The 23,020-nt window shown below is 58.9% G+C and carries 23 protein-coding genes, 1 tRNA gene and 1 pseudogene; 11 read left to right on the forward strand and 14 right to left on the reverse strand.

Annotated features, from left to right (window positions below):
• Nucleotides 1-162: 162 nt before the first annotated feature.
• Nucleotides 163-543, reverse strand: a complete 381-nt coding sequence (locus EXW71_RS19025) for a response regulator (RefSeq protein WP_123715314.1) — start codon at nucleotides 541-543, stop codon at nucleotides 163-165.
• Between the two features lie 215 nt (nucleotides 544-758).
• Here EXW71_RS19025 and EXW71_RS19030 point away from each other — a divergent pair, with 215 nt between their 5' ends.
• A complete protein-coding gene (locus EXW71_RS19030) occupies nucleotides 759-1,133 on the forward strand; it encodes a cytochrome c family protein (protein ID WP_134660208.1) in 375 nt (124 codons plus the stop codon).
• Here the strand turns inward: EXW71_RS19030 and EXW71_RS19035 are convergent, their stop codons facing one another.
• The 5 genes from EXW71_RS19035 to EXW71_RS19055 all read right to left on the reverse strand — a co-directional run bounded on the left by EXW71_RS19035 (nucleotide 1,134) and on the right by EXW71_RS19055 (nucleotide 5,931).
• The gene (locus EXW71_RS19035; protein WP_134660207.1) at nucleotides 1,134-3,155 is read right to left on the reverse strand and encodes an LTA synthase family protein; all 2,022 of its coding nucleotides are present in this window, start codon (nucleotides 3,153-3,155) and stop codon (nucleotides 1,134-1,136) included.
• Between the two features lie 63 nt (nucleotides 3,156-3,218).
• Nucleotides 3,219-3,830 carry a hypothetical protein gene (locus EXW71_RS19040; RefSeq protein WP_134660206.1) on the reverse strand — a complete coding sequence of 204 codons (612 nt, stop codon included), beginning with the start codon at nucleotides 3,828-3,830 and terminating at the stop codon, nucleotides 3,219-3,221.
• Entirely contained in the window at nucleotides 3,830-5,098 is a 1,269-nt protein-coding gene (locus tag EXW71_RS19045) for an exo-alpha-sialidase (RefSeq protein ID WP_134660205.1), read from the reverse strand. Before EXW71_RS19045 ends, EXW71_RS19040 begins: the two co-directional genes overlap by 1 nt.
• Before the next feature lie 21 nt (nucleotides 5,099-5,119).
• Entirely contained in the window at nucleotides 5,120-5,665 is a 546-nt protein-coding gene (locus EXW71_RS19050) for a cytochrome b/b6 domain-containing protein (RefSeq protein ID WP_134660204.1), read from the reverse strand.
• Nucleotides 5,665-5,931 carry a PepSY domain-containing protein gene (locus tag EXW71_RS19055; protein ID WP_134660203.1) on the reverse strand — a complete coding sequence of 89 codons (267 nt, stop codon included), beginning with the start codon at nucleotides 5,929-5,931 and terminating at the stop codon, nucleotides 5,665-5,667. Before EXW71_RS19055 ends, EXW71_RS19050 begins: the two co-directional genes overlap by 1 nt.
• A gap of 147 nt (nucleotides 5,932-6,078) precedes the next feature.
• Between EXW71_RS19055 and EXW71_RS19060 the strand changes: the two genes are divergently transcribed.
• Together EXW71_RS19060 and EXW71_RS19065 are read left to right on the forward strand one after the other, a co-directional pair.
• The gene (locus EXW71_RS19060) at nucleotides 6,079-6,741 is read left to right on the forward strand and encodes a response regulator (RefSeq protein WP_123715319.1); all 663 of its coding nucleotides are present in this window, start codon (nucleotides 6,079-6,081) and stop codon (nucleotides 6,739-6,741) included.
• Nucleotides 6,738-8,090 carry a sensor histidine kinase gene (locus tag EXW71_RS19065; protein WP_134660202.1) on the forward strand — a complete coding sequence of 451 codons (1,353 nt, stop codon included), beginning with the start codon at nucleotides 6,738-6,740 and terminating at the stop codon, nucleotides 8,088-8,090. Before EXW71_RS19060 ends, EXW71_RS19065 begins: the two co-directional genes overlap by 4 nt.
• 127 nt (nucleotides 8,091-8,217) lie before the next feature.
• On the opposite strand, the gene EXW71_RS19070 is transcribed toward EXW71_RS19065, so the two are convergent.
• From EXW71_RS19070 to EXW71_RS19080, 3 genes and pseudogenes are all read right to left on the reverse strand, one after another.
• The gene (locus EXW71_RS19070) at nucleotides 8,218-8,679 is read right to left on the reverse strand and encodes a hypothetical protein (RefSeq protein WP_134660201.1); all 462 of its coding nucleotides are present in this window, start codon (nucleotides 8,677-8,679) and stop codon (nucleotides 8,218-8,220) included.
• 4 nt (nucleotides 8,680-8,683) lie between these two features.
• On the reverse strand, nucleotides 8,684-8,971 hold the full coding sequence (locus EXW71_RS19075; RefSeq protein WP_134660200.1) for a colicin E3-like toxin immunity protein: 288 nt from the start codon (nucleotides 8,969-8,971) through the stop codon (nucleotides 8,684-8,686).
• A 65-nt stretch (nucleotides 8,972-9,036) separates the two neighbouring features.
• Nucleotides 9,037-9,504: pseudogene (locus EXW71_RS19080) on the reverse strand (detoxification); the annotation flags it as partial.
• 735 nt (nucleotides 9,505-10,239) lie between these two features.
• Here EXW71_RS19080 and EXW71_RS19085 point away from each other — a divergent pair.
• A complete protein-coding gene (locus tag EXW71_RS19085) occupies nucleotides 10,240-10,533 on the forward strand; it encodes a DUF3077 domain-containing protein (protein WP_134660199.1) in 294 nt (97 codons plus the stop codon).
• A 151-nt stretch (nucleotides 10,534-10,684) separates the two neighbouring features.
• Here EXW71_RS19085 and EXW71_RS19090 read toward each other — a convergent pair whose 3' ends face one another.
• Nucleotides 10,685-11,056, reverse strand: a complete 372-nt coding sequence (locus EXW71_RS19090; RefSeq protein WP_134660198.1) for a PH domain-containing protein — start codon at nucleotides 11,054-11,056, stop codon at nucleotides 10,685-10,687.
• 167 nt (nucleotides 11,057-11,223) lie between these two features.
• Here EXW71_RS19090 and EXW71_RS19095 point away from each other — a divergent pair, with 167 nt between their 5' ends.
• Nucleotides 11,224-11,859 carry a LysE family translocator gene (locus EXW71_RS19095; RefSeq protein WP_134660197.1) on the forward strand — a complete coding sequence of 212 codons (636 nt, stop codon included), beginning with the start codon at nucleotides 11,224-11,226 and terminating at the stop codon, nucleotides 11,857-11,859.
• A gap of 6 nt (nucleotides 11,860-11,865) precedes the next feature.
• Here the strand turns inward: EXW71_RS19095 and EXW71_RS19100 are convergent, their stop codons facing one another.
• Together EXW71_RS19100 and EXW71_RS19105 are read right to left on the reverse strand one after the other, a co-directional pair.
• Entirely contained in the window at nucleotides 11,866-12,195 is a 330-nt protein-coding gene (locus tag EXW71_RS19100; RefSeq protein ID WP_134660196.1) for a hypothetical protein, read from the reverse strand.
• 172 nt (nucleotides 12,196-12,367) lie between these two features.
• Nucleotides 12,368-13,315, reverse strand: a complete 948-nt coding sequence (locus tag EXW71_RS19105; RefSeq protein ID WP_134660195.1) for an AraC family transcriptional regulator — start codon at nucleotides 13,313-13,315, stop codon at nucleotides 12,368-12,370.
• A gap of 105 nt (nucleotides 13,316-13,420) precedes the next feature.
• Between EXW71_RS19105 and EXW71_RS19110 the strand changes: the two genes are divergently transcribed.
• Entirely contained in the window at nucleotides 13,421-14,287 is an 867-nt protein-coding gene (locus tag EXW71_RS19110) for an SDR family oxidoreductase (RefSeq protein WP_134660194.1), read from the forward strand.
• 77 nt (nucleotides 14,288-14,364) lie between these two features.
• Here the strand turns inward: EXW71_RS19110 and EXW71_RS29225 are convergent, their stop codons facing one another.
• On the reverse strand, nucleotides 14,365-15,861 hold the full coding sequence (locus tag EXW71_RS29225; protein ID WP_134660193.1) for a methyl-accepting chemotaxis protein: 1,497 nt from the start codon (nucleotides 15,859-15,861) through the stop codon (nucleotides 14,365-14,367).
• A 1,514-nt stretch (nucleotides 15,862-17,375) separates the two neighbouring features.
• A tRNA-Leu gene (locus tag EXW71_RS19125) sits at nucleotides 17,376-17,460 on the reverse strand.
• A 108-nt stretch (nucleotides 17,461-17,568) separates the two neighbouring features.
• Between EXW71_RS19125 and queA the strand changes: the two genes are divergently transcribed.
• The 5 genes from queA to secF all read left to right on the forward strand — a co-directional run bounded on the left by queA (nucleotide 17,569) and on the right by secF (nucleotide 22,976).
• Nucleotides 17,569-18,618 carry a tRNA preQ1(34) S-adenosylmethionine ribosyltransferase-isomerase QueA gene (gene queA, locus EXW71_RS19130; RefSeq protein ID WP_123715333.1) on the forward strand — a complete coding sequence of 350 codons (1,050 nt, stop codon included), beginning with the start codon at nucleotides 17,569-17,571 and terminating at the stop codon, nucleotides 18,616-18,618.
• A gap of 5 nt (nucleotides 18,619-18,623) precedes the next feature.
• Nucleotides 18,624-19,739, forward strand: coding sequence for a tRNA guanosine(34) transglycosylase Tgt (tgt, locus tag EXW71_RS19135; protein WP_010565220.1), 1,116 nt, complete (start codon nucleotides 18,624-18,626; stop codon nucleotides 19,737-19,739).
• Nucleotides 19,740-19,782: 43 nt separating this feature from the next.
• Nucleotides 19,783-20,121: a preprotein translocase subunit YajC gene (gene yajC / locus EXW71_RS19140; RefSeq protein ID WP_003175975.1), complete on the forward strand. Its 339-nt coding sequence runs from the start codon at nucleotides 19,783-19,785 to the stop codon at nucleotides 20,119-20,121.
• Between the two features lie 62 nt (nucleotides 20,122-20,183).
• The gene (secD, locus tag EXW71_RS19145; protein ID WP_134660191.1) at nucleotides 20,184-22,052 is read left to right on the forward strand and encodes a protein translocase subunit SecD; all 1,869 of its coding nucleotides are present in this window, start codon (nucleotides 20,184-20,186) and stop codon (nucleotides 22,050-22,052) included.
• 9 nt (nucleotides 22,053-22,061) lie between these two features.
• The gene (secF, locus tag EXW71_RS19150; protein WP_123715334.1) at nucleotides 22,062-22,976 is read left to right on the forward strand and encodes a protein translocase subunit SecF; all 915 of its coding nucleotides are present in this window, start codon (nucleotides 22,062-22,064) and stop codon (nucleotides 22,974-22,976) included.
• Nucleotides 22,977-23,020 lie beyond the last annotated feature (44 nt).

Raw genomic sequence — 23,020 nt, forward strand, 5'->3', positions numbered from 1 at the left:
ATGAATGACGCGCGGAAATGGGCGACGATTCTACACAACTCATGGCCGGGTTCTGCGCGAAAGGCGAAAACACTGACCAGCGGATCAGAAAAATCGCTCCTAGCTTCATTAATGACCGCAGGACGGACCACGAAGTTCGCACCAAATGATGTCGCAGTGCTATTAATGCATGGACAAACCCTGCCGGGTCAGCGCCACTTGCACGCACTCGAGCAAATGCTCGACGCTCCACGGTTTAGGCAGGAATCGCACAGACTTGCCCAATTGAGCCGCCAATTTGGTATTGCCGGAAGTCAACACCACCGGCACGGACGGCCAGCGATGGGCAACGACCCTGCTCAGGTCATACCCATTGAGCAAACCCGGCATTTGGATATCGCTGACAATCAGGTCCACCGGATCATCGCCGCGCTCCAGGTAAATCATTCCTTCATCTGCCGAAGAAAACGACGTTACCAATGCACCGAAATCTTCCAGTACATCCACCATCAACGACCGAATGATTTCGTCGTCTTCCAACACTAAAATTGATGGCTGGGCCATGATTCTTACTTCACCATCTGGGGATAACTAGATGGAGTGGGGCAGGCTTGAATAGGTTCTATCAAGTCTATCCAAAGCGATGAGTGGTCATGTGCCAGGGTTGCTCAAGGAGGGCCGCTATCAGGCCCTCTTAAGGCCGTCACTCTTGATCTGGATAGGCAGGGGTGGAAGACAAACAGGCATAATCGTGCGCTACACCTGATGTGGAGCCGACCATGAAGTACGCCTTATTGATGTTTGCCCTGATGCTCGCCACCGGCCCGGCCTTCGCTGCCGGCGATGCCGAGGCGGGCGGCAAGCTCTTCACCAAGACCTGTGGCGGCTGCCATAGCGTCGGCGAAGGCGCACGGGGTGGCTTTGGCCCCGAGCTCAACGGCATTATCGGCCGGCCGGCCGGCACCACCGCTGACTATCAGTACTCCGATGCGATGAAAAACTCCGGTGTAGTCTGGACCCGGGACAAACTGGCTGCCTATATCGAGTCGCCGAAAAAGGTCGTCAGCGGTACGCGCATGATTTTCTGGGGCATCAGTGACCCGCAAAAAATCGACGACATCCTGGCGTACCTGGAAACCTTACAGGCCCAGTGATCACTCGCGCACATTCCTGAACAGCATCAATCGAGCACTTTCGTGCAGCCCACGCGTCAGCGCCTGCAGGCGTTGAAACGCTTCGGGGTGCTGCTTGGCGACATCTTCCCGAGGCGTTGGCGAGGCCAAGTCATGCAGCGTGGGTGAACTGCCGTCGTGCTGCATTTGCAGCAGGAAGTGCTGGGTGACCCCGCCGATAATCGGGAACGTGCCTTCCTGCAGCACCAGCGGCACCATGCGTTCGCCTTCCGGTGCCGGTTGCTGGATATCCCGGCCCATCGCGCGATTGGAAAACGGCACGCCGGCCATACCGGCCACGGTGGGCAGCAGGTCGGCCAGGCCCACCGCCTCTTCGATCACGCGAGGCTTGAGGCCTGGAGAGTGAATCAGCAAGGGCACGTTGTTGCTTTCCAGGCCCAGTTGCTCGAAAGCCGGGGCCATGTGCGGGATCTGGCTGATGCGGGTGTTGTGGTCGCCGAAGAACACAAAAATGCTGTTGTCGTACCAACCACCGGCCTTGGCGATCTCCATCAGGCGGCCGATGTTGTAGTCCAGCAGCCGCACCGCCTGGTATTGCTCGACGCTGCGCGAGCCGGCCGCTTGGGCCTGTTCCAGCGTGACGTCGTTTAACTGGAAGCCATCGTTTTGCTTGGGAATGGTGAAGGGGCGGTGGTTGCCGGAGGTTTGCAGGTAGGCGAAGAACGGCTGGTTTTTGGGCACGGCGCTTAATAACCGGTCGCTCTCCTTGAACAAGTCCAGATCGGAAATGCCCCACACATCCACGCGGGGCGAGCGCCAGTGGCTCTCCTCAAACAATTGTACGCCGTCGATGCTCTGGCGGATCAGTGCGTTGATATTTGCCCAACCGGCGTTGCCGCCGATCATGTAGAACTTCTGGTAGCCCTCGAACGCGTTGATCAACGTGTGTTGGCGGGTGAGCAGCGGGTGGCGTGTGGCAGTCTCCTGCCGGGTCACGTCGGGTACCCCTGTGATGCTCGCCCACACGGTTTTTGCAGTGCCGGTGACGGGCACATAGAAGTGTTTGAAGAACCAGCTTTGTGTCGCCAGTTTGTCCAGGTTCGGTGTGGGGTTCAGCGGGTTGCCGTAGGCGCCCACGGCGCTGGTGCCGAGGGATTCGAGCATCACGAAGACCACGTTGGGTGCCCGTTCGCCGGCCAGGCGATAGGGCTGTACGGTTTGTTCGCGGGTAAAGTTCAATTGCGCGGCGTCGGGTTGGTCGACGCCCAGGTAGTGAGCGACGTGTGGGTACAGCTCGCGCACCTTGGCTTCATCGAATTGCGACTGGCCGACCTTGAGTGTGTCGTACAAGAACAGCACCGGGTTCAGGCCCACGGCGGCCACCTGGCTGTTACCGGAAAAGAACGCGTCGCTCCAGCGCAGGGGCACCGGGTTTTCCAGGTTCAGGTTGGCTACGCGGCCGAGCAGAGCCAGCAGCACCGCGATGACGCCGATCACTGAAGCCGACGCCAGCGCCGGTTTGCCGATGGCTTTGGGCGCGCGATCCAGGGTCAGCCGTTCCAGGCAGACCAGCGCCCACACCCATAGCCCCACGGCGGCCAGCCAGCAGGCGGTTATCCACAACACCGGGTAGGTTTCCCACACCATCTGTTGAGAAATCTGCGCGTCTTGCAGGTAACGAAACACGGTCGCGTTGATGCGTGTCCCCAAGTAGGCGTAGTGGCCGAAATCAATGATGTACACCAGGCCGACCATCGCCAGTACCACCACCAGGTAGCCACGTACCAGCCAGCGCAGCGCCGGCAGCGTGACGAGGTTCCAGCGTGGCAGCCAGGCCAGCACGGCCAGTGGCAACAAGACCAGCACCGCCAGGCGCAGGTCGAAACGCAGGCCGATGCCCAGGGTTTCCATCAGCCCTGGGGTGTTCAAATCAAGCCCCGAAAAGCCCACGACAAACACCAGCCGCAGCGCAGCCAGCAACACAAACACCAACCCGATCGCCCCCACGCCGTAGCGCAGGCGGCGTGATTGCAACGCACCCATTTTCATCCCCATTCTTTAAAACGATGCAAGCCCCACGTGCAGGGAACTCCCGCTAGCGATGGATCAGCCACTGTGGCGCTGACTGACCCGCCGCCATTGCGCGTACGCCCGCTCCCACGGTTTGAATTGCAGTACTCCCGCGACCAAGCAGTAACCGGTCAAAAGCGGATCGACCAGATAATCCCAGTAGTTCTCCGAAGCCTTGAGCCGCACGGCGAACGCCAGCGTGCCCAACACCAGCATCCATACGGCCAGGGCATTGCGCAGCCACAGCATCAACAACGCGGCGGCTGCCACCATCACGATCATCGGTCGAGGGTTGAAACCCCAGCGGTAGGGATCGAAATACGTCAGCCCCATCGTGGCCGGATACAGCAGCAGGCTCAGCCCACCGAACAGCAGCAACAGTTGCAGTTGATGCGCACGCTCAAGCGGCTGCAGCAGCCCCAAACGACAGAGCGCGACCCATCCCAGCAACACCAATGTGCTGATGGCCAAGTCATCGGTCACGCTGCGCAAATAGGCCGCCAACGGTAGTTCATTCACCTGGATGAAACTGAGCACGGCCCACAGCGGCAATAACCACGGTCGCCATCGTTTGGTAAATCCAAACAAGCTCGAGAACACAAACCCCAGCAGTACAAAACTCAAATGGGCCTGCCACAACGACATCATCACAGACGCTCCGCCAGCCAGGCTTCGTTGAAGCTGACATGTTTGATAAAGGTGTTATTCCAGGAGTACACCAAGTGATACATGCCGTCCGGGCTACGGCTGAAGTAGGGGTACTCGTATTCGAATTCACAGCCACGGGGTTTGCACACGCGGTAATCCAGGTTGCTGAGAAAGCGTTGCTCTAGCGGCAAACGCCTGGCTCCACTGGAAGCGCGAAAGCCTTCGCCGATGATCTCTTTGTACACCTCGGGAGCGAACGGCTGGCCCAGAGGGTCAGGGGACTGGTCCAGCTCGACCACGGTGCGCCACTGGCTGAGCCGGGCGTCGGTACCGTAGAGGCTGAGCTTGAAACGACCGTCCTGTAGGTCGTTGAGCGCCACCAGCAAACCATCGTCCTGGGTCGCTACGGCCGCCAGTGAGGAATTGGGGTTGGCCGGCGCCAGTGGGTAGGGTTCGCTCCAGGTTTGCCCGGCATCTTCGGTGCGACTGGCGAGTACCCGGTGATGAGTTTCACCGGCATAGCGCAACATCGCCACGGCGCGTTGGCCATCCTGCGGCACGATGGTCGGTTGCAGGGAGTGTTTGCCGCGACTGATGCGGAATTTATCGATCACCGCACCGTCGGCGCTCAGGTACAGGTACTCGGCAAACTTGCCCATGAACTCGTGGTACACCGGCAGGCCGATGGAGCCGTCGGCATGAAATACCGGCGCGGCGCGCACCAGGGTGCTGATGTTGAAGAAGGGCGAGGTCACCAGTTGACGCGGCGCCGACCAGTTCGCGCCCATATCGTCCGAGACCATCACGTTGATCGCGCTGGTAGCCCAACCGCCGACCGACACCGACACGTAAAACATCCACAGGCGTTGGTCCGGCCCCAACGCGATCACCGGGTTTCCCAACTTGCGAATGTAGCGCTGGGTGCCGTCACGGGTACTTTCACGCGTGGCCACTACCTGCTCGGCGCCCCATTCGCCGCTGCGTGCATCAAACCGCGCGGCGCGCACCTGCACGTCGGCAGCGCCTTCGCGGGAGCCGGCAAACCACACGGCCATCAAATCGCCGCCGGGCAGGGCCGTCACGGAGGATGAGTGCACAAAATCAGTGATCTGCGAGGACACAAACCGGCTGGTGTAGTGCGGGGTTGTCGTGGTTGGCGTACCGCTCTGGCCGGCTTGGGCAAACGGCGCCAACGTGTGGGGTGGATGGCTTTGCCAGGCGGCGAAAAACACCGCGAACAGGCTGCAAATGATTAAGGCGGAGCGCATAGAGAACCTGTCGAAAAAGGATTACTGCGCACGTTCATCCGGCAAGCGCTTCCTGCGGCCGGTGAGCATGGATAACGGCAGGTTGTCCCTTACCTGGATACTTTCAAACACGGCTGCCGGCACATGCACGCACACCAGCGCCAGCAGCACATTGGCGGCGGTCTCGTGGACTTGCAGCGGCCAGTCGGCGCCCCATATTGCGTCTACCTCCTGCATCAGGAAGCCGCTGATACCGATGGTCAGCAGGGCCGACAACATCAACAACATCACCAGCGCACCCAGCGGCGAATGGCCCAATCGATGGTGTGGCTTGCCGTTAAGCAGGGAGCGCACGTGGGCATTCAGCCGTTTTGGCGTAGGCCAAAAGTCCACCCAACGTGCACTGCGCGGCCCGACGAATCCCCACACCGTGCGCACCAGCAGCCAGGCCATGGCGTAATAGCCCAGCCAGACATGCCAGGCATCGCCGGCTTCATTGAAGAAGTAGTTGGCGATGAAGACCCCTGCGATGGACAGATGAAACAGCCTGACCAGCGGGTCCCACAGGCGCAGGGAGTCGCCTGGCATCAGCCCTTGATCTCAGTCTTCACGGCTTTGCCGGTGACGGGGTCGTGGTAGATCTCGACCTTGCGCTTGTCTTTGTCGAAGCCGTAGATCTCGTAGCAGTTGCCGTCGGTGACTTTGAACTTGCTGATTGTGTAGCCTTCGGCCTTGAGCTTGTCCTGGAAGGTTTTTTCGTCTTGCCACTGCGAGCGCTCGGCGGTGGTGCACTGCGGGCCGGCGACGGCCAGTGGGCTGGCAAGAATCAAGGACAGCAGGAGAATTTTGCGCATGGAAAAGCTCTCAGCGAATGTGGGAGGTTTCACAGTGCAAAACCAACCTTAGCGCAACCTTAGTTGGCAATGCGCCGTAACATCTTTGCCGAAATAGCCAGGACCAGAACCCGGCATGATGCCGCCGTTTCCTACAGAGATTTTGTTATGCGCCTACTCCTCGTCGAAGATGATCGTGCCCTTGGCCAGGGTATTCGCGTGGCGTTGGGCGCCGAAGGCTACACCCTCGATTGGTTGCAGGATGGCCTTGCTGCCTTGCATGCCCTGCGCACGGAGAGCTTCGACCTGTTGCTGCTCGACCTCGGCCTGCCGCGCCTCGATGGCCTTGACGTGTTGCAGCAACTGCGCGCCGAGCAACACGACGTGCCGGTGTTGATCCTTACCGCCCGCGACGGCACCGCCGAGCGCATTGCCGGGTTGGATGCCGGAGCGGATGACTACCTGGTCAAACCCTTCGATGTCGAAGAGCTTAAAGCCCGCGTGCGCGCCCTGTTGCGCCGCAGTCAGGGGCGTGCGCAACCGATGCTCGAGCACGCGGGTATCAGCCTCGACCCGGCCACCCAGCAAGTGCGCTATCAGGAGGCCGACATCATCGTCACCCCGATGGAATACCAACTGCTGCACCAACTGATGGTGCGCCCCGGCAAGGTGGTGACCCGCGAGCGCCTGTCCCGTGCGTTGTATGGCTGGCAGGATCGGGTCGAGAGCAACACCTTGGAAGTGCTGATCCACAACCTGCGCAAAAAGTTATCCACCGAGTTGATCCGCACCGTGCGCGGTGTTGGCTATGTGCTGGCGCTCAAACCATGACGTCGGTTCGGGCGCGCATCCTCATCCCCGTCTTACTGTTGATCCTGGCAGGTGACGCGCTGATCAGCTGGCTGGTGCTGCGTGACAGCCACCACGAAATCGAAGAAGTCTATGACGCCCAGCTCGCCCAGAGTGCGCGCCTGCTGCAAGGCGTGTTGCGCCAGCGTGACCCCGGGGAAGCGGATTGGGATCGGCTTTACCAGGCGTTTGACCAAGCCATGAGCCGAGTGGGCGAGGATGGCGTGGCCCACCCCTATGAAACCCGCCTGACGTTCCAGATATGGAACAGCGCGGGTGAATTGCTCGTGCGTTCCGCTGAAGCCCCGGTGCTGGCGGCGCCGCCCACGACCCTCGGTTCCCACGACTTGCTGGACAATGGCAACGACTGGTGCGCCTTCCTCCTGGCCGACCCGCAGCAAGGCCTGTTGATCTGGGTGGGCGAGCGCGATGACATTCGCCAGGACCTGATCCAGCGCATTGTGCGCCACACCCTCTGGCCCACGCTGATTGGCGTGCCGCTGCTGGCGCTGTTGATCTGGCTGGTGATCGGCTGGGGCTTCAAGCCCTTGCGCACCATGGCCCTGTCCATCCGTGGGCAAACCGCCGAGACGTTGCAACCCTTGCACCTCAAGCCCTTGCCCAACGACCTGGAACCCATGCAGACCGCGCTTAACCGCCTGTTGGTCCAAGTGGACGAGTTGCTGGGGCGTGAACGGCGTTTCATCGCCGACGCCGCCCACGAACTGCGCACACCGTTGGCGATCCTGCGCATTCACGCCCAGAACGCGCAGAGCGCCGTCACTGAGGAACAGCGGCGCGAGGCGTTGGACTTTTTGGTCAACGGCGTCGACCGCGCCACCCGCATCGGCAGCCAGCTGCTGACTATGGCGCGGATCGAACCGCAACTGAACAACCCCGTGTGTGAGCGTGTGCAACTGACCGAACTGGTGCGCGAAGAACTCGCCGAGTTGACCCCGCTGGCCATGGAAAAAGGCGTGGACCTGGTGCTCGAAGGCAATGAGGATTGCTGGGTAGCAACCGAGCCGGTGGCGCTGGCCATCGCGTTCCAGAACCTGGTCACCAATGCCCTCAACTTTTCCCCTGCGGGCAGTGAAGTGAAAGTGGTGATTGGTGCCCATTGCCTGAGCGTGAAAGACCAAGGTCCGGGCATTGACGAGGCGCACATGGAACGCCTGTTCGAGCGGTTTTACAGCCGAGGCAATGCCAATGGTGCGGGGTTGGGGTTGGCGATCGTGCAGATGATCGTCGGCAAGATCGGCTGTCGGCTGGCGCTGCATAACCGGGAGCGGGGCGGGTTATGTGCGCGGTTGGTGTTTGAGAACACCTGAAACAACCGCACCTTCGATCCCCTGTGGGGGCTGCCGAGCCTGAGCGAGGCTGCGATGGGGTCACCTCGGTATGCCGGGCAGGCCCTAATGCTTGTATCGCTGTAACTAGCCGTTTGCGCCGTAAAGGCTATGTGAACACCACACCGTTGAAAGTGTGGGTGTAGCCGTCGTAAAAGGGTTCCATCTGCTCAGGTGTCAGTTGTGGATTGACCTTTTGCAACAGCCCGGCTTCGTCGACCCACAGGCCGCTGTAGTAGCTGTTTTCATCCGTTCTCACGTAATCCTGTTTGTCGCTTTCATGTAGCGCAACCATCCAGAATATAGGATCTGGGCGATCCAATCGGGCTTTGGCTTCGCTGAAAACCTGATCCCATGGCTGGCCGACCTTGGATAGAAGAAACCGGAAGAGCGGGGTGTAATCAAGACCGTGTCGTTGATGGCTGTGCATCGACCCGCGTTTTGACAGTTTGTCTTTTTCGCTTTTGGTGTGTCGTTCATACCGGTAGGCGCAATAGCTGCCGTGGCACACGCCATGGGTTCGGGTATTGACTGAGCGGTAGAGGAGGGGCTTTTGATGTGTGGATTTCATTGCATCAAGACGCCTTCTTGGGTTGCTTTGGAGGTGGCGGCCAGGCGCCTTGGTAGCGGAAGGAAATTTGGTAGTCGAGTCGGTCGGGTTCAATCATGTGCTGGAAATGCGGCTGAATAATCATTATCCAGCTAGGCAGAACGTTGAATACGTCGGCATATATCGCGGTCTCTTCGGCTAAGTCCAACGCTTCAAAGACGCTGTCTGGATCTGGGATTTCCGCTGAATACTCGTCCGCCTTCAAGTCATTGCTGTGCTTTTCGTACCAACGTAATCTGATTTTCATCGCCATTTTTCAAGTGCCTCTTTATCTGTAAATTCGACGTTTGGAGTCCGCCCGTCCTCGACGCTCGGCGGTGTGTAGAGCGCGCTGTCACCCAGCGCCGAGGGCCAGGCCAGGGCCACCAACCCTGTCAACAAACCACCAGCGACAGACCCGACGGCGGTGGCTGCCGATTCCAGGACCGCCGAACGTAATGCCAACTGCCCCAAGCCTGCTGGCAGTGCGCTGCCGCCGATCCTGCGCAAGGCAACCATGCTTCGACTGTCTACCTCACGCCCACCCAACAGGCTTAAATGGCCGTACTCCTTGACCAGCTCCAACGGGACATAACCGCTCGGGTTGAAGTAATGGGTGATGCCATCAGGCAGTTGGCAGGGCTTGATGAAGACGCAGCCGGGAGGTTTGGCTGGTGTAGGGGCCGGGGCGGGGGAGGGGGCGAAAAAATCAACAGACGGCGAATACGGCGCACGCGATGGCTGCGGTGTCAGGATCCGTCGCTTGCGTAACTCTTCGTCGGTGGGAGGGTAAAAACGTTCTGACATGACCGGCTCACTTCCTTGTGCGAGGGAGTGAGCCTAAGAGGGGGGCTCAGAAGCTGATGTCGGTGTAGTTCGGTGGTCGGTGTGGGAAAAGTAGACTGATGCTTGAGCGGGCGTCTCTGTTTCGAATACTCCGATTATCGTTTGCTTCGTTTTGCGTTTGGTCGAATTGAATTGCGTAACGCCGGAGCTGCATCATGGGCGCAACAAGCCCAGGAGTTAGGAATGGGGTATGACGGATGAGGTGTTCGCCCTTTACCGCTGACGGTGCTCCGGGTATTGCTGGCTTCGGCATGCCTTGACGCGCCCAGGTATCTGTTTCGCCAGTTATTGGAGCTGCCATCTGCGAGGGCATTCAGCGGCCGCAACATTTCGCCACAGCCCCTAACTACCCAAGCTTTCATCTCTCAGCTAACTTCTGCGCTGTCGCTGTGTAATCAGCGACCGGGCCTGGAAACCCGTGGGATATGGCCGCACAGGCGCCACCATTTATCACGACCGTTGGCGCCATTTTTGTGCCAGCATATGCGTGCTATGGCGGCTGTGCGTGGGAGACTTTCGAGTCTGCCGGGTTTGCCTATTCCCCGGTTTCCAGCCTGCGCACAGCTGCCACCCATTCGCCTGGAAACGAATGGAGCAGCTCACATCAATGAATGGGAGCTATACCATGAGCGTTTCTGACAGGTCGTACCCTCGCAATAAAGTTATCAACACCTCCACGCAGTTCGGAGGTGCCCAATGATCAACCCTCCCCTCAACAAAACCCTCGGCGTCATTACCTTCTCCACTTGCGGCAATCAGCCCAATCTCCACCGTCTATTCCGCGTCAATTCCGGTGTACCTATTCGCGATGCCCTGGAGCATGCCTCTGAGCTGTTGCACTGTTCCAAGCTGCTGGCGTTGGATGCAGCCATGGACACGGGCGCCGATCGCTATGCCTGGGCAGCGCATTATTTGGGGGAGATGGCGAAGGCGGTGGTGGATGATTTGGCGAATGGAATGTTGCCGAATGGGGTGATGGATGAGGGGTAAGCTGTTGCGGGGTAAGCGGGTGATTTGATGGTGTGGCGGCTGGCGTCATCGCAGGCAAGCCAGCTCCCACATTTTGATTGGGGTGCATCCGTTTAAATCGCGTGTGCAGCAAGAAAGACCTTGGGCGCCAAGGTCTTTCTTGACCCGCCGATCAGCCCAGCAGATGCTTGGAAATCAGTCGTGAGATTTCCACAATCGACGTCTTCCCCGTGAACTCAAACTTCACTTTCCCCAGCGACGAAAAGTAAATCTCCAGCTCCGAATCCAGGTCAAACGTCCCGGACGTTTCTACCGAATAAGCCACGATGTTTTTATACGGCAGCGACGTGAAGTCTTTCTTGCTGCCGGTAATCCCCTGCACGTTCACCGCGATGATGCGTTTGGTGGTGAACACCACCCCGTCACGCAGGGCTTTGTAGGCGTCGATCACTTCTTCGCCGTCCAGCAGCAGGGCCGAGACGCGTTCGGCGTATTCGTTGTTCTGTTTGAGCTTGAAAAAGCCTTTGTTGTTGAAGTCGATCATGTACCTGTCCCTGTGTAAGTGGTGCGGTAAACGCCTGGGCCTGTATGACGTTTTACTCGCGGATCTGTATCTAACGGCGTGCTTTTTAACGCCCTAACATGACGGCCAACACTGCAAGGTTGGCCAAGGATTTCACGCCGACCGAATAAGAATCCAGGAGCCCAACAATGCCTGAACTTTCCAGCTGGCTGGCCTATGCGCTGATCTCGCTCGGTATGGTGCTTACGCCCGGTCCGAACATGATTTACCTCATTTCCCGCTCGATCTGCCAGGGCCGTACCGCCGGGTTGATTTCGCTGGGCGGCGTAGCCTTGGGTTTTTTGGTTTATATGCTGTGCGCGGCATTGGGGATCACGGCCTTGGTCATGGCGGTGCCGTTTGCCTATGACGCGCTGCGCTTCGGCGGTGCGCTGTATCTGATCTATATGGCCTGGCAGGCGGTCAAGCCAGGTGGGCGCTCACCGTTCCAAGTGCGCGACCTGCCTCAGGACAGCCCGCGCAAGCTGTTCACCATGGGGTTGGTGACCAACCTGCTGAACCCCAAGGTGGCGGTGATGTATTTGTCGCTGCTGCCCCAGTTCATCGATCCGAACGGCCACGGCAGTGTGTTGATGCAATCGCTGGTATTGGGCTTCACGCAGATTTTCATCAGCGTGAGCGTCAACGCGACGATTGCCACCATGGCAGGTTCCATCGCTGTGTTTTTCGTCACCCGGCCCAGCTGGCAGGTGGTGCAGCGTTGGTTGATGGGCTCGGTGTTGATGGGGTTGGCGGTGCGTATGGCGGTTGAAGGGCGGCGATAGGTCGCCTTACAGGATGTCTCTAAGGTAATTCCTGAGATGGGTCAGCGGCACGCGCATGTCATCGAGTCGATCGACGTTTTGTACATCCGTCGCCAACCGCTGCAGCTCGCGGCCCATTACCGTGTCGACACCACCCAGTGCCGCAAGTGCTTGATCTACACACGCCGTTATTTTGGATTGAATAGCGGCCAAATTCCCCTGCCGCACCAACAACCCAAACACTTCCCGCTCATACCCATCCATGACCAGATCATCGCGCAAAATCGGGCTGCCGCCGTCCGTCTCGTGCACCAGTTTCAGTGCAAAAAGCGCAACCGCTTCCAGCGTCAATTCCATGGTCTCGGTTCCTAGGCTTTGGGGGGGAGGGCGATCATCACTGTTCTGCGCATGAAAAAAAAGAGCAATGAGATGGGCAGGGGCCTCACTCGTGTCTCGGCACATCCGGGAGTAGCCGCCACTGAGCGGGCGGCAAACGGGCAGGTGCGTAAGACTCGTGAACCTGACACATTCAGCTCTCTGTTTTGAAACGCCAGAAATTGAGTCGGTCTTCCGCGTCTCGTTGCCTGAAGGCTTTCGGGGACAGACCAACGCTGCGCTTAAACACCTTCGAAAAGCTGAACGCGTCCTGGTAGCCGATGGCTGTAGCCACCGCCTCCAGCGGCCGGTCGGTTTCAGTCAGCAGTTGAACCGCTTGTTGCATGCGTAAGGTACGCAAGTGGTTCAGCGGGGTGTCTCCCATGGTTTTGCGGAACCGTTCGGCCAGCGCAGTACGCGACAAACCGGCACGCCGAGCCAACTCATCCAAGGTCCAGGCATGGGCGATTTCTTCGTGCATGAGGGCAACCACACGTCCAATCTGAGGGTCGCTTTGCGCCTGGCTCCATCCGGCTTTTACTTTTGCGCAGTTGGCAATCACATGGCGCAGCGCGTAGGTAAAGATAACGTCCAGTAAGCCCTGCATGACGATGCTGGCGCCGGGCGCATCGACGGCGCGCAACTCATCCACCAGCAGACCGCTGACCAATGCCAGAGGGTCCAGCCGGGGCAGTTCCGTAGCGCGCAACACGGTCAATGCGGGCATCTCTGCGAAGAATGGATGGAGCGGCGCATGCCAGAACTGGTAGGCACCGCTCAACACCGTGGCCGTCGCGTCGGGCACGCCAAGTGAAGACAAGCGGATCTGGTCGACCGGCAGCCCCTCCAGCGACGGTTGCGTACTCAGCAAATGGTCGTGACCTCGTCCCAGGACAGCCACATCGCCGCTGGCAAGGCACAGTGGCTCACCCCACTCGGGAGTGTGCACATAGACCGGCCCACGCAATACCAGATGAAGGCCAACGCTGCGCTCACAGGGAAACCGCAGTGCACGAGCGTGCGGCAGATCGCTGAGGTCGAGCAGCCTGCGTGCGACGCCGGTGTCGCGCAATATGGAACTGAGCGGATCTGCTTTTATCATCAATAATCCGGACTGCTGGACATGGAGTTAGTACGAATAGCCATTATCCGTTCTATTTTTGTTGAATACCATGGACGTATCATCAATACATCCGGAGTTATACCCATGATTGTCGTCACTGGCGCTACCGGCCAACTTGGCCGCCTCGTTATCAACCAGTTGCTCGCCCGAGGCGTGCCCGCCACGAGCATTGTTGCGGCTGTGCGTACCCCCTCCAAAGCTTCCGACTTTGCCGCACGCGGGGTGGTGGTGCGTGAGGCCGACTATTCACGCCCTTCAACGCTGGAGGCTGCATTTGTTGGGGCCGAGCGTGTGCTGCTGATCTCTTCCAGTGAGCTGGGACAGCGCGTGGCACAGCACGCATCCGTTATTGATGCCGCGAAGAAGACTGGAGTACGTCAACTCGCATACACCAGCCTGCTTCATGCGGATCACTCTCCGATGAACTTGGCTGTTGAGCACCGTGAGACTGAGGCTTTGATCGTCGCATCAGGTTTGCCATACGTCTTGCTGCGAAACGGCTGGTACGTCGAGAACTACCTTGCCAGCTTGCCCGTTGCACTCGAACAGGGTGCATTCATCGGCTCAGCCGCCGAGGGCAGGATTTCTTGGGCTTCGCGTGCTGACTATGCAGATGCGGCGGCGGCAGTACTGACTCAGCCTATCGGCGGCAACCGGATTTTCGAGTTGGCCGGTGACAGTGCGTACACGCGCGCTGACATGGTGACCGAAGTCAACCGCCAAACCGGCAAGTCGCTTCAGTACGTAAATATGCCTCGTGCTGAGTTCTACGCAGCCTTGGTTGGCGCCGGGCTGCCTGTCCCCGTCGCTGAGTTGTTAGCCGATTCCGACGATCATGCCGCACGGGATGCCCTGTTCGACGAAAGTCGCCAGATGAGTGCACTGATTGGTCGGCCGACCACGTCACTCTCCGCGTCGGTAGCCACTGCGCTTGCTGCACTACAAGGCTGATTGATCGCCGATAAGTCATCTGACGCACACTTTCTCCAGGCGAAAAAAAAGACCTTGGATTTCAAGGTCTTTTCCATTTACTGATGAAACCGGCGCCCCAACGCATCCAGCCGCACCGCAATCGGCGGCAATCGCTCACTGCTGCTGGCCAACGTTTCTACATCCTGCGCGGTATTCTGCGCAATGCTCTGCACCGATTGCAGCCGTCCCACAATCTCCGCATTCGCCGTGGATTGCTCGCGGGTGGTCGACACGATCTGCCCATTCAACTGATCAATCTGCGAAATGTCATTGCCCACCGCGCGCAGCATCTCCACCGCCAGTTGGCTGTCTTCCACGCAGCGCTCCACGCCTTGGCGGCTGTCATGCATGGCTTCAACCGCCAGCCGGCTGCCGTGTTGCAACCCTTCAATAATCGACTTGATCTCCTGGGTAGACACCGCCGTGCGCTGCGCCAGGCTGCGTACCTCATCGGCGACCACCGCAAATCCGCGCCCTTGCTCACCCGCGCGGGCGGCTTCGATGGCGGCGTTGAGGGCCAGCAGATTGGTCTGGTTGGCGATGCTGTTGATGACTTCCATTACCGAACCGATCTGTTCGGCTTGCACGGCCAGTCCTTGGACCGTCTCGTTGGTGTCGTTTAGGCGGGTAGCGAGTTGGGTGATTTCCTGCTGGGCGCGGCCGACACTTTCCTGGCCGCGGATGATCTGCCGGCTGGCTTTACCCGCGTGCTCGACGGCGTGCTCCACGTGCACGGTGATATGGCCCATGGCGTCTTCCATGCGCTGCATGGAACCGGTCATTTGAGCGATTTCCGCCAATTGATGGCGCGCGCCTGTTTCCAGGGTTCCGCTGGCGTGGGCCAGCTCCTGGCCGAGTTGGCCGAGGCCATGGGAGTCGCGGGCGACGCCGTCGATCAGGCCGGTGATCTGGGTCAGAAAATGGTCGAAACGGGTGGCAAGGGAAACATGGACGGTTTCCGCGTTGCCCTTGGCGGCCTCACCGCTGAACCGCGTGGTGACGGCGAGCATTTTTTCGAGCATTTCCTGGCTTTCTACTGCTTCTTTCTGGCTGTGCACCGCGAGGTAGAGGAGGGCGACCGTCTCCATCACCACGTAGAAAGCATGCACGAAAATCATGCTCCAGCCTCCGCGATGATCCATCACAAACACCGCAAAGCCCTGGTGCTGCAAGGCATGGAACACCACGTGGTGCACCGCGATGGTCACGGCGGCCACCAGGATGGGCAGCCAGTCGCGGTAGAAAGTCAGCACTGCCAACAGCGCGAAGATACCGAAGTGCGATTCGATGACACCCTCGGCCTGGTTGATGTGCAACGCCGCCATGACCATCAGCCCGACACCCAGTGCGCAACGCATCAGGCGAGTGCCTCCGATGACGCGATAAGCCAGGGTAAGCACCACGCTAGTGCCGCCTCCTACGAAGAGGGCTTGAAGCAGCGTGTCGTGCCAGAACGCCAGGCCCAGGGAGAACAGAGTCATCAGCCAGATCAGGGCAAGCATGATGCGGTCGGCTTTGCGGTAGTGCTCGAAGAAACGGACTTGCGCAGGCATTCACTCTTACTCCATGTGGACAGTCCAGGGTCAGGCAAGCATGCGACGTGCCATACGCGTAGGCGGGGAGTGAATCAGTTGTTGGGGGAGCGGGGGTTGATTGGTGGTAGGAGGTTATCGGCGTTGTTGGGAGGGGCTTTAGTGGGGAGGCCGAAAATGCAATCGAGGTCAGACCACGATTCTTCTTCTCCAACGCTCGCAACTCTCCAAGCTGCCCACCGGGAACAATAGGTGGATATAGGCAGGTTGTTTGGAGGTGTTTGGGCTGGCGTCTTCGCAGGCAAGCCAGTTCCTACAGAGGCTCGTGTTTCAGGTTGATAGTGGGCGGTGAGCAGTTATTCCGCTGGCCGCGCACTTTTCTCCAGGCGAAAAAAAAAGACCTTGAATTTCAAGGTCTTTTTTTAAGATGGTGCCCGAGGGAGACTCGCGCACGCCATATAAACCGTGCCTTGTAGACGGATTTTACGGTTAGGGATACAGGTAGGGATACACGCTGACGTGCGCTGGCTCACCTTTTATCCCTTTGCGAGTTTACGAAAGTGCTCGAATAACCGAAACCCCACATAGTCCTGCCTGTGCTTATACAGGTTTCGGTAGTAGCAATCCCAGTAACTGACCATCCGATCCTGTTGTGCTTTGAAGTACTTTGGGTTGTCCCTGATGAATGCTCCGTACAGCTCCGGATCAAGCGCTTGCAGGTGGGCCTCGCAGGTATCAAGTATTTCCATTACGTACTCGCCAGTTAGCTGCATCACGAACGGGACCACCCAAGGCTCAGACACAGAGAGAATTTGCCTTAGCTGACGTTGTCGGACATGACCATCGTGATGCCTAGTCAGGATGCAGGAGTACATGACGCTTTGAAGCCCATTTAACTGTGAACACCCCCGCTCATTGCCCTCGTGATGAATTCGATAGGGAATGACTAAATCCTCGCTACCTACTCTGACTTCAATGCCTGGATGAGTTGCTTGGCTGGTGCTCCCCAATATTGGGTGTAAGCCTTCAGCTCTCAACGTAAGGTCAGACGGGAAGGCGGTTGTGATTGAGCCTGTACGAAATGCGAGGTTTGATGCTGGGCTGGATGGCATGCTCAGTCTCGGGAGGCAGGGACGATGTGCTGTATATCTATCCTGACATAAAGCGACGCGGTTCATGTGGTTGGATGGATATGACCGAGGCCCCTCCGACCGTCTGCCAATGTATGCGGCTCGTTGGACAGTCACGAATGCAATCGGGGTCAGACCACGACTCTTCATCTCCAAACGCTCGCAACCCTCCAGGCTGCCCTCCGGGAATCTCTCGCCGCGGATGGACTTGAGCATCCGAGAAACAATAGGTGCATATAGGCAGGCAGTTTGAAGGTGCTGGGGCTGGCGTCTTCGCAGGCAAGCCAGCTCCTGCAGTGGCTTGTGTTTCAGGTTGATAGTGGGCGGTGAGCAGTTATTCCGCTGGCTACGCACTTTTCTCCAGGCGAAAAAAAAGACCTTGAATTTCAAGGTCTTTTTTTAAGATGGTGCCCCGAGGGAGACTCGAACTCCCACTCCTTTCGAAAACGGATTTTGAATCCGCCGCGTCTACCAATTCCGCCATCAGGGCTCAATGGCGGCGAAGTATAGAGATGAGATTACCGTTGGTCAATCACGTTTCATGGTCAATTTTCACTATTTCCGCTAGACTTCCCGGCCCTGCTAGACGAACCCCATCATGCGCGTTGCTGACTTTACTTTTGAGCTCCCTGATTCGCTGATCGCTCGCCACCCTTTGGCCGAGCGTCGCGCCAGTCGACTGCTGACCCTGGACGGGGTGAGCGGTGCCCTCGCACACCGTCAATTCACTGATTTGCTTGAGCATTTGCGCCCAGGTGATCTGATGGTGTTCAACAATACCCGGGTGATTCCGGCGCGGCTGTTTGGCCAGAAAGCTTCCGGCGGCAAGCTGGAAATTCTGGTGGAGCGGGTGCTGGACAGTCATCGCGTACTGGCCCATGTGCGCTCCAGCAAGTCGCCGAAACCGGGCTCGTCGATCTTGATTGATGGCGGTGGCGAAGCCGAGATGGTGGCGCGTCATGATGCGCTGTTCGAACTCAAGTTCGCCGAGGAAGTGTTGCCGCTGCTGGAGCGCGTCGGCCATATGCCGTTGCCTCCTTATATAGACCGTCCCGACGAAGACGCGGACCGCGAGCGTTATCAGACGGTTTACTCGCAGCGCCCGGGCGCCGTCGCCGCACCAACGGCCGGGCTGCATTTCGACCAGCCGCTGCTGGATGCGATTGCCGCGAAGGGCGTCGAGACTGCCTATGTGACCCTGCACGTGGGGGCCGGGACCTTTCAGCCGGTGCGTGTGGATAACATTGAAGACCACCATATGCACAGCGAATGGCTCGAAGTCAGCCAGGATGTGGTGGATGCGGTCAACGCCTGCAAGGCGCGTGGCGGACGCGTAGTGGCGGTGGGCACCACCAGTGTACGGTCCCTGGAGAGTGCGGCGCGCGATGGCGTGCTCAAGCCGTTCAGCGGCGACACCGATATCTTTATCTATCCAGGTCGGCCGTTCCATGTGGTCGATTGCCTGGTCACCAACTTTCATCTGCCGGAATCCACGCTGTTGATGCTGGTGTCGGCATTTGCCGGTTACCCGGAAACCATGGCCGCTTACCACGCTGCCATCGCCAACGAGTACCGTTTTTTCAGCTACGGTGATGCGATGTTTATCACCCGTAACCCGGCGCCACGCGGCCCAGAGGAAACCTTATGAGTCGTATGTCGTTTGAATTGCTCGCCACCGACGGTAAAGCCCGGCGTGGGCGCCTGACGTTCCCGCGCGGCACCGTCGAGACCCCGGCCTTCATGCCGGTGGGTACCTATGGCACCGTGAAGGGCATGCTGCCGCGCGATATTGTCGCCACCGGCGCCGAGATTATCCTGGGTAACACTTTCCACCTGTGGCTGCGCCCGGGCACGGAAGTGATCAAGAAGCATGGCGACCTGCATGACTTCATGAAGTGGCAAGGCCCGATCCTTACCGACTCCGGTGGTTTCCAGGTGTTCAGCCTGGGCGCCATGCGCAAGATCAAGGAAGAGGGCGTGACCTTCGCCTCGCCGGTGGACGGTTCCAAAGTGTTCATGGGCCCGGAAGAGTCGATGCAGGTGCAGCGCGACCTGGGCTCCGACATCGTGATGATTTTCGACGAATGCACGCCGTACCCGGCTGACGAAGATGTCGCGCGCGTTTCCATGGAGTTGTCGTTGCGTTGGGCGCAGCGCTCGAAGAATGCCCATGGCGACAATACCGCCGCACTGTTCGGTATCGTGCAGGGCGGCATGCATGAAAGCCTGCGCAAGCGCTCGTTGGAAGGCTTGGACAAGATCGGCTTTGACGGCCTGGCCATCGGTGGTCTGTCGGTGGGCGAGCCCAAGCACGAGATGATCAAGGTGCTGGATTACCTGCCGGGCCTGATGCCGGCTGACAAACCTCGTTACCTTATGGGCGTTGGCAAACCGGAAGATCTCGTAGAGGGTGTGCGCCGCGGTGTGGACATGTTCGATTGCGTGATGCCAACCCGTAATGCCCGCAATGGGCATCTGTTCATCGATACAGGCGTGCTGAAGATCCGTAACGCGTTCCATCGCCATGATGATTCGCCGCTCGATCCGACCTGTGACTGCTACACCTGCCAGAACTTCTCCCGTGCTTATCTGCACCATCTGGACAAGTGCGGGGAAATGCTGGGTAGCATGTTGAATACCATCCACAATTTGCGCCACTACCAAGTCCTGATGGCTGGTTTGCGCGAGGCTATTCAACAGGGTACATTGGCCGCCTTCGTCGATGCCTTCTATGCCAAGCGCGGGCTCCCTGTGCCGCCCTTGGACTGAGTTTTCCGACCCTAAGATTCACTATTTGCAACTGGAGTGCTAAATGAGCTTTTTTATCTCTAACGCCATGGCGGATGCCGCTGCGCCTGCCGCTGCCGGTCCTATGGGCGGTGGTTTCGAGTGGATTTTCCTGGTCGGCTTCCTGGTCATCTTCTACCTGATGATCTGGCGTCCACAGGCCAAGCGTGCCAAAGAGCAGAAAAACCTGCTGGGCAGCCTGCAGAAAGGCGACGAAGTGGTGACCACTGGCGGTATCGCCGGCAAGATCACCAAGGTTTCCGATGCTTTCGTGGTACTGGAAGTCTCCGACACCGTGGAAATGAAGTTCCAGAAGGGCGCCATCGCCGCCACGCTGCCAAAAGGCACGCTCAAAGCGATCTAAGTAACAACCTTTACCAATCGACGGGGCGCGCAAGGCGCCCCGCGTTATAAGCGGGCGGCGTGATGCTGAACAAATACCCTCTGTGGAAATACGTACTGATCCTGGCGGTGCTGGCGATCGGTTTTATTTATTCCGCTCCCAATCTCTATCCTGATGACCCGGCGATCCAGATCACTGGCGCCAGCACTTCGCTGCAAGTCAATCAGGCTGACCTGGAGCGCGCGAGCAAAGCGCTCACCGACGCAGGTATCCAGGTCAAGGCGGCAACATTGGCGGCAGGTGCGAAGGGCGGTTTGCTGCGCCTGACCAAGGCAGAAGACCAATTGCCGGCTAAAGACGTGGTGCGCAAGGCCATGGGTGACGACTATGTGGTCGCGCTCAACCTGGCGCAGACCACGCCCACCTGGTTGCGCAAGATCGGCGCGCACCCGATGAAGCTGGGTCTGGACTTGTCCGGTGGTGTTCACTTCCTGCTGGAAGTCGACATGGAAAAAGCCCTTGATGCACGCCTGAAAGTCTATGAAGGCGACGTGAAGAGCCTGCTGCGCAAAGAGAAGTTGCGTTATCGCAGCCTGCCGCAGCTCAACGGTGCCATCCAGCTGGGCTTCTCTGACGAAGCTTCCCGCGAACAGGCTCGTGCGCTGGTCCGCAAGAACTTCAACGATTTCGACATCGTGCCGGCCGACCTGAACGGTCAACCTGTACTGCGTCTGGCGATGACCCCGGCCAAGCTGGCGGAAATCCGCGAATACTCCATCAAGCAGAACTTGACCACGGTGCGTAACCGCGTCAACGAGCTGGGTGTGGCCGAGCCGATTGTTCAGCGCCAGGGCGCCAACCGCATTGTGGTTGAACTGCCGGGCGTACAGGACACCGCTGAAGCCAAGCGTATCCTGGGTAAAACCGCCAACCTGGAATTCCGTCTGGCTGCAGAGCCGGGTGCTTCCCGCGCCACTGCCGAGGAATTCGAGTTCCGCGAAGGCAATCGCCCTCCCGCTTTGATCGAGCGCAGCCTGATCATCACGGGTGACCAGGTGACCGACGCCAAGGCTGGTTTCGGCGAGCACGGTACCCCTGAAGTGAACATCCGCCTGGATGGCCACGGCGGCGAACTGATGAGCCGCGCCACGCGCAGTAACGTCGGTCGCAGCATGGCGGTGATCTTCATCGAGCAACGCCCGGTCACTACCTACACCAAGCAAGTGGTCGACGGTGTCGAGAAAGACGTGCCGGTACAGGCGTTCAAGGAAGAGAAGAAGATCATCAGCCTGGCGACCATCCAGTCGCCACTGGGTGCTCAATTCCGTATCACCGGCCTGAATGGCCAGGGCGAGTCGTCCGAGCTGGCGTTGCTGCTGCGTGCCGGTGGCCTGGCGGCGCCGATGTACTTCGCTGAAGAGCGCACCATTGGCCCGAGCCTGGGTGCCGACAACATCACCAAGGGTATCGACGCGGCCTTGTGGGGCATGCTGTTCGTATCGTTGTTCATCATCGCCATCTATCGCTTCTTCGGCATCATCGCCACCGTGGCCCTGGCGGGCAACATGGTAATGCTGCTGGCCTTGATGTCGCTGCTGGGCGCTACGCTGACCCTGCCGGGTATCGCCGGTATCGTGCTGACCATGGGTATGGCGGTAGACGCCAACGTACTGATCTTCTCGCGGATTCGTGAAGAGATCGCTGCGGGCATGACCGTACAACGTGCAATCAACGAAGGCTTCGGCCGGGCATTTACCGCGATCCTCGACTCCAACCTGACCACCTTGCTGGTCGGCGGGATTCTCTTTGCCATGGGCACCGGCCCGGTCAAGGGTTTTGCGGTAACCATGTCCCTCGGTATCTTTACCTCGATGTTCACGGCCATCATGGTGACCCGTGCAATGGTCAACCTGATCTTTGGCGGGCGTGACTTCAAGAAGTTGTGGATTTAAGGGGCTGCCATGTTACGTACAATCAACTTCATGGGCGTTCGCAACATTGCGTTCGGCGCCACTGTGCTCCTTACCGTTCTGGCATTGTTCAGCTGGTTCCATAAGGGTCTGAACTACGGCCTGGACTTCACTGGCGGTACGCTCATCGAGCTGACCTACGAGAAGCCGGCCGACGTCACCCTGGTGCGTGGCGAGCTGGTCAAGGCCGGTTATCACGAAGCCATCGTGCAGAGCTTCGGTGCGACTACCGACCTGCTGGTGCGCATGCCGGGCGAAGATCCGCAACTGGGTCACCAGGTAGCCGAGGCCTTGCAGAAGGTCGGTGGCGACAACCCGGCGTCGGTCAAGCGCGTCGAGTTCGTGGGCCCGCAGGTGGGTGAAGAACTGCGTGACCAGGGCGGCCTCGGCATGCTGATGGCGCTGGTCGGCATCATGATCTACCTGGCGTTCCGCTTTCAGTGGAAGTTCGGTGTCGGCGCTATTGTGTCGCTGATCCACGACGTGATCGTGACCGTGGGTATCCTGGCGTATTTCCAGATTACCTTCGACCTGACCGTACTGGCCGCGGTGCTGGCAATCATCGGTTACTCCCTCAACGACACCATTGTGGTATTCGACCGGGTTCGTGAGAACTTCCGCGTACTGCGCAAGGCGTCGTTGATCGAGAACATCAACGTTTCCACCACCCAGACCCTGCTGCGGACCATGGCAACCTCGATCTCCACGTTGCTGGCGATCGCCGCGCTGATGATCTTCGGTGGCGACAACCTGTGGGGCTTCTCCCTGGCGCTGTTCATCGGTGTTCTGGCGGGTACCTACTCGTCGATCTACATCGCCAACGTGGTGCTGATCTGGCTGAACCTCAACAGCGAAGACTTGATCCCTCCGGCCGCTACCGGCAAGGAGGTCGACGATCGCCCTTGATGGGTGCTTGTTGACTTGCTGTTACAAAGAAGGCGTGAGTATTG

It is taken from the genome of Pseudomonas sp. BCA17, assembly GCF_004519405.1.
GTDB lineage: Bacteria > Pseudomonadota > Gammaproteobacteria > Pseudomonadales > Pseudomonadaceae > Aquipseudomonas.

Excerpts from the sequence above, each read along its gene's own strand:
- EXW71_RS19025 (WP_123715314.1), bottom strand. The coding sequence starts at position 543 with ATGGCCCAGCCATCAATTTTAGTGTTGGAAGACGACGAAATCATTCGG.
- tgt (WP_010565220.1), top strand. The coding sequence starts at position 18,624 with ATGTCGTTTGAATTGCTCGCCACCGACGGTAAAGCCCGGCGTGGGCGC.
- EXW71_RS19045 (WP_134660205.1), bottom strand. The coding sequence starts at position 5,098 with ATGCGCTCCGCCTTAATCATTTGCAGCCTGTTCGCGGTGTTTTTCGCC.
- EXW71_RS19060 (WP_123715319.1), top strand. The coding sequence starts at position 6,079 with ATGCGCCTACTCCTCGTCGAAGATGATCGTGCCCTTGGCCAGGGTATT.
- EXW71_RS19095 (WP_134660197.1), top strand. The coding sequence starts at position 11,224 with ATGCCTGAACTTTCCAGCTGGCTGGCCTATGCGCTGATCTCGCTCGGT.
- EXW71_RS19085 (WP_134660199.1), top strand. The coding sequence starts at position 10,240 with ATGATCAACCCTCCCCTCAACAAAACCCTCGGCGTCATTACCTTCTCC.
- EXW71_RS19050 (WP_134660204.1), bottom strand. The coding sequence starts at position 5,665 with ATGCCAGGCGACTCCCTGCGCCTGTGGGACCCGCTGGTCAGGCTGTTT.
- EXW71_RS19090 (WP_134660198.1), bottom strand. The coding sequence starts at position 11,056 with ATGATCGACTTCAACAACAAAGGCTTTTTCAAGCTCAAACAGAACAAC.
- secD (WP_134660191.1), top strand. The coding sequence starts at position 20,184 with ATGCTGAACAAATACCCTCTGTGGAAATACGTACTGATCCTGGCGGTG.
- EXW71_RS19105 (WP_134660195.1), bottom strand. The coding sequence starts at position 13,315 with ATGATAAAAGCAGATCCGCTCAGTTCCATATTGCGCGACACCGGCGTC.
- queA (WP_123715333.1), top strand. The coding sequence starts at position 17,569 with ATGCGCGTTGCTGACTTTACTTTTGAGCTCCCTGATTCGCTGATCGCT.
- EXW71_RS19035 (WP_134660207.1), bottom strand. The coding sequence starts at position 3,155 with ATGGGTGCGTTGCAATCACGCCGCCTGCGCTACGGCGTGGGGGCGATC.
- EXW71_RS19030 (WP_134660208.1), top strand. The coding sequence starts at position 759 with ATGAAGTACGCCTTATTGATGTTTGCCCTGATGCTCGCCACCGGCCCG.
- secF (WP_123715334.1), top strand. The coding sequence starts at position 22,062 with ATGTTACGTACAATCAACTTCATGGGCGTTCGCAACATTGCGTTCGGC.
- EXW71_RS19100 (WP_134660196.1), bottom strand. The coding sequence starts at position 12,195 with ATGGAATTGACGCTGGAAGCGGTTGCGCTTTTTGCACTGAAACTGGTG.
- EXW71_RS19055 (WP_134660203.1), bottom strand. The coding sequence starts at position 5,931 with ATGCGCAAAATTCTCCTGCTGTCCTTGATTCTTGCCAGCCCACTGGCC.
- EXW71_RS19070 (WP_134660201.1), bottom strand. The coding sequence starts at position 8,679 with ATGAAATCCACACATCAAAAGCCCCTCCTCTACCGCTCAGTCAATACC.
- EXW71_RS19110 (WP_134660194.1), top strand. The coding sequence starts at position 13,421 with ATGATTGTCGTCACTGGCGCTACCGGCCAACTTGGCCGCCTCGTTATC.
- yajC (WP_003175975.1), top strand. The coding sequence starts at position 19,783 with ATGAGCTTTTTTATCTCTAACGCCATGGCGGATGCCGCTGCGCCTGCC.
- EXW71_RS29225 (WP_134660193.1), bottom strand. The coding sequence starts at position 15,861 with ATGCCTGCGCAAGTCCGTTTCTTCGAGCACTACCGCAAAGCCGACCGC.
- EXW71_RS19075 (WP_134660200.1), bottom strand. The coding sequence starts at position 8,971 with ATGGCGATGAAAATCAGATTACGTTGGTACGAAAAGCACAGCAATGAC.
- EXW71_RS19065 (WP_134660202.1), top strand. The coding sequence starts at position 6,738 with ATGACGTCGGTTCGGGCGCGCATCCTCATCCCCGTCTTACTGTTGATC.
- EXW71_RS19040 (WP_134660206.1), bottom strand. The coding sequence starts at position 3,830 with ATGATGTCGTTGTGGCAGGCCCATTTGAGTTTTGTACTGCTGGGGTTT.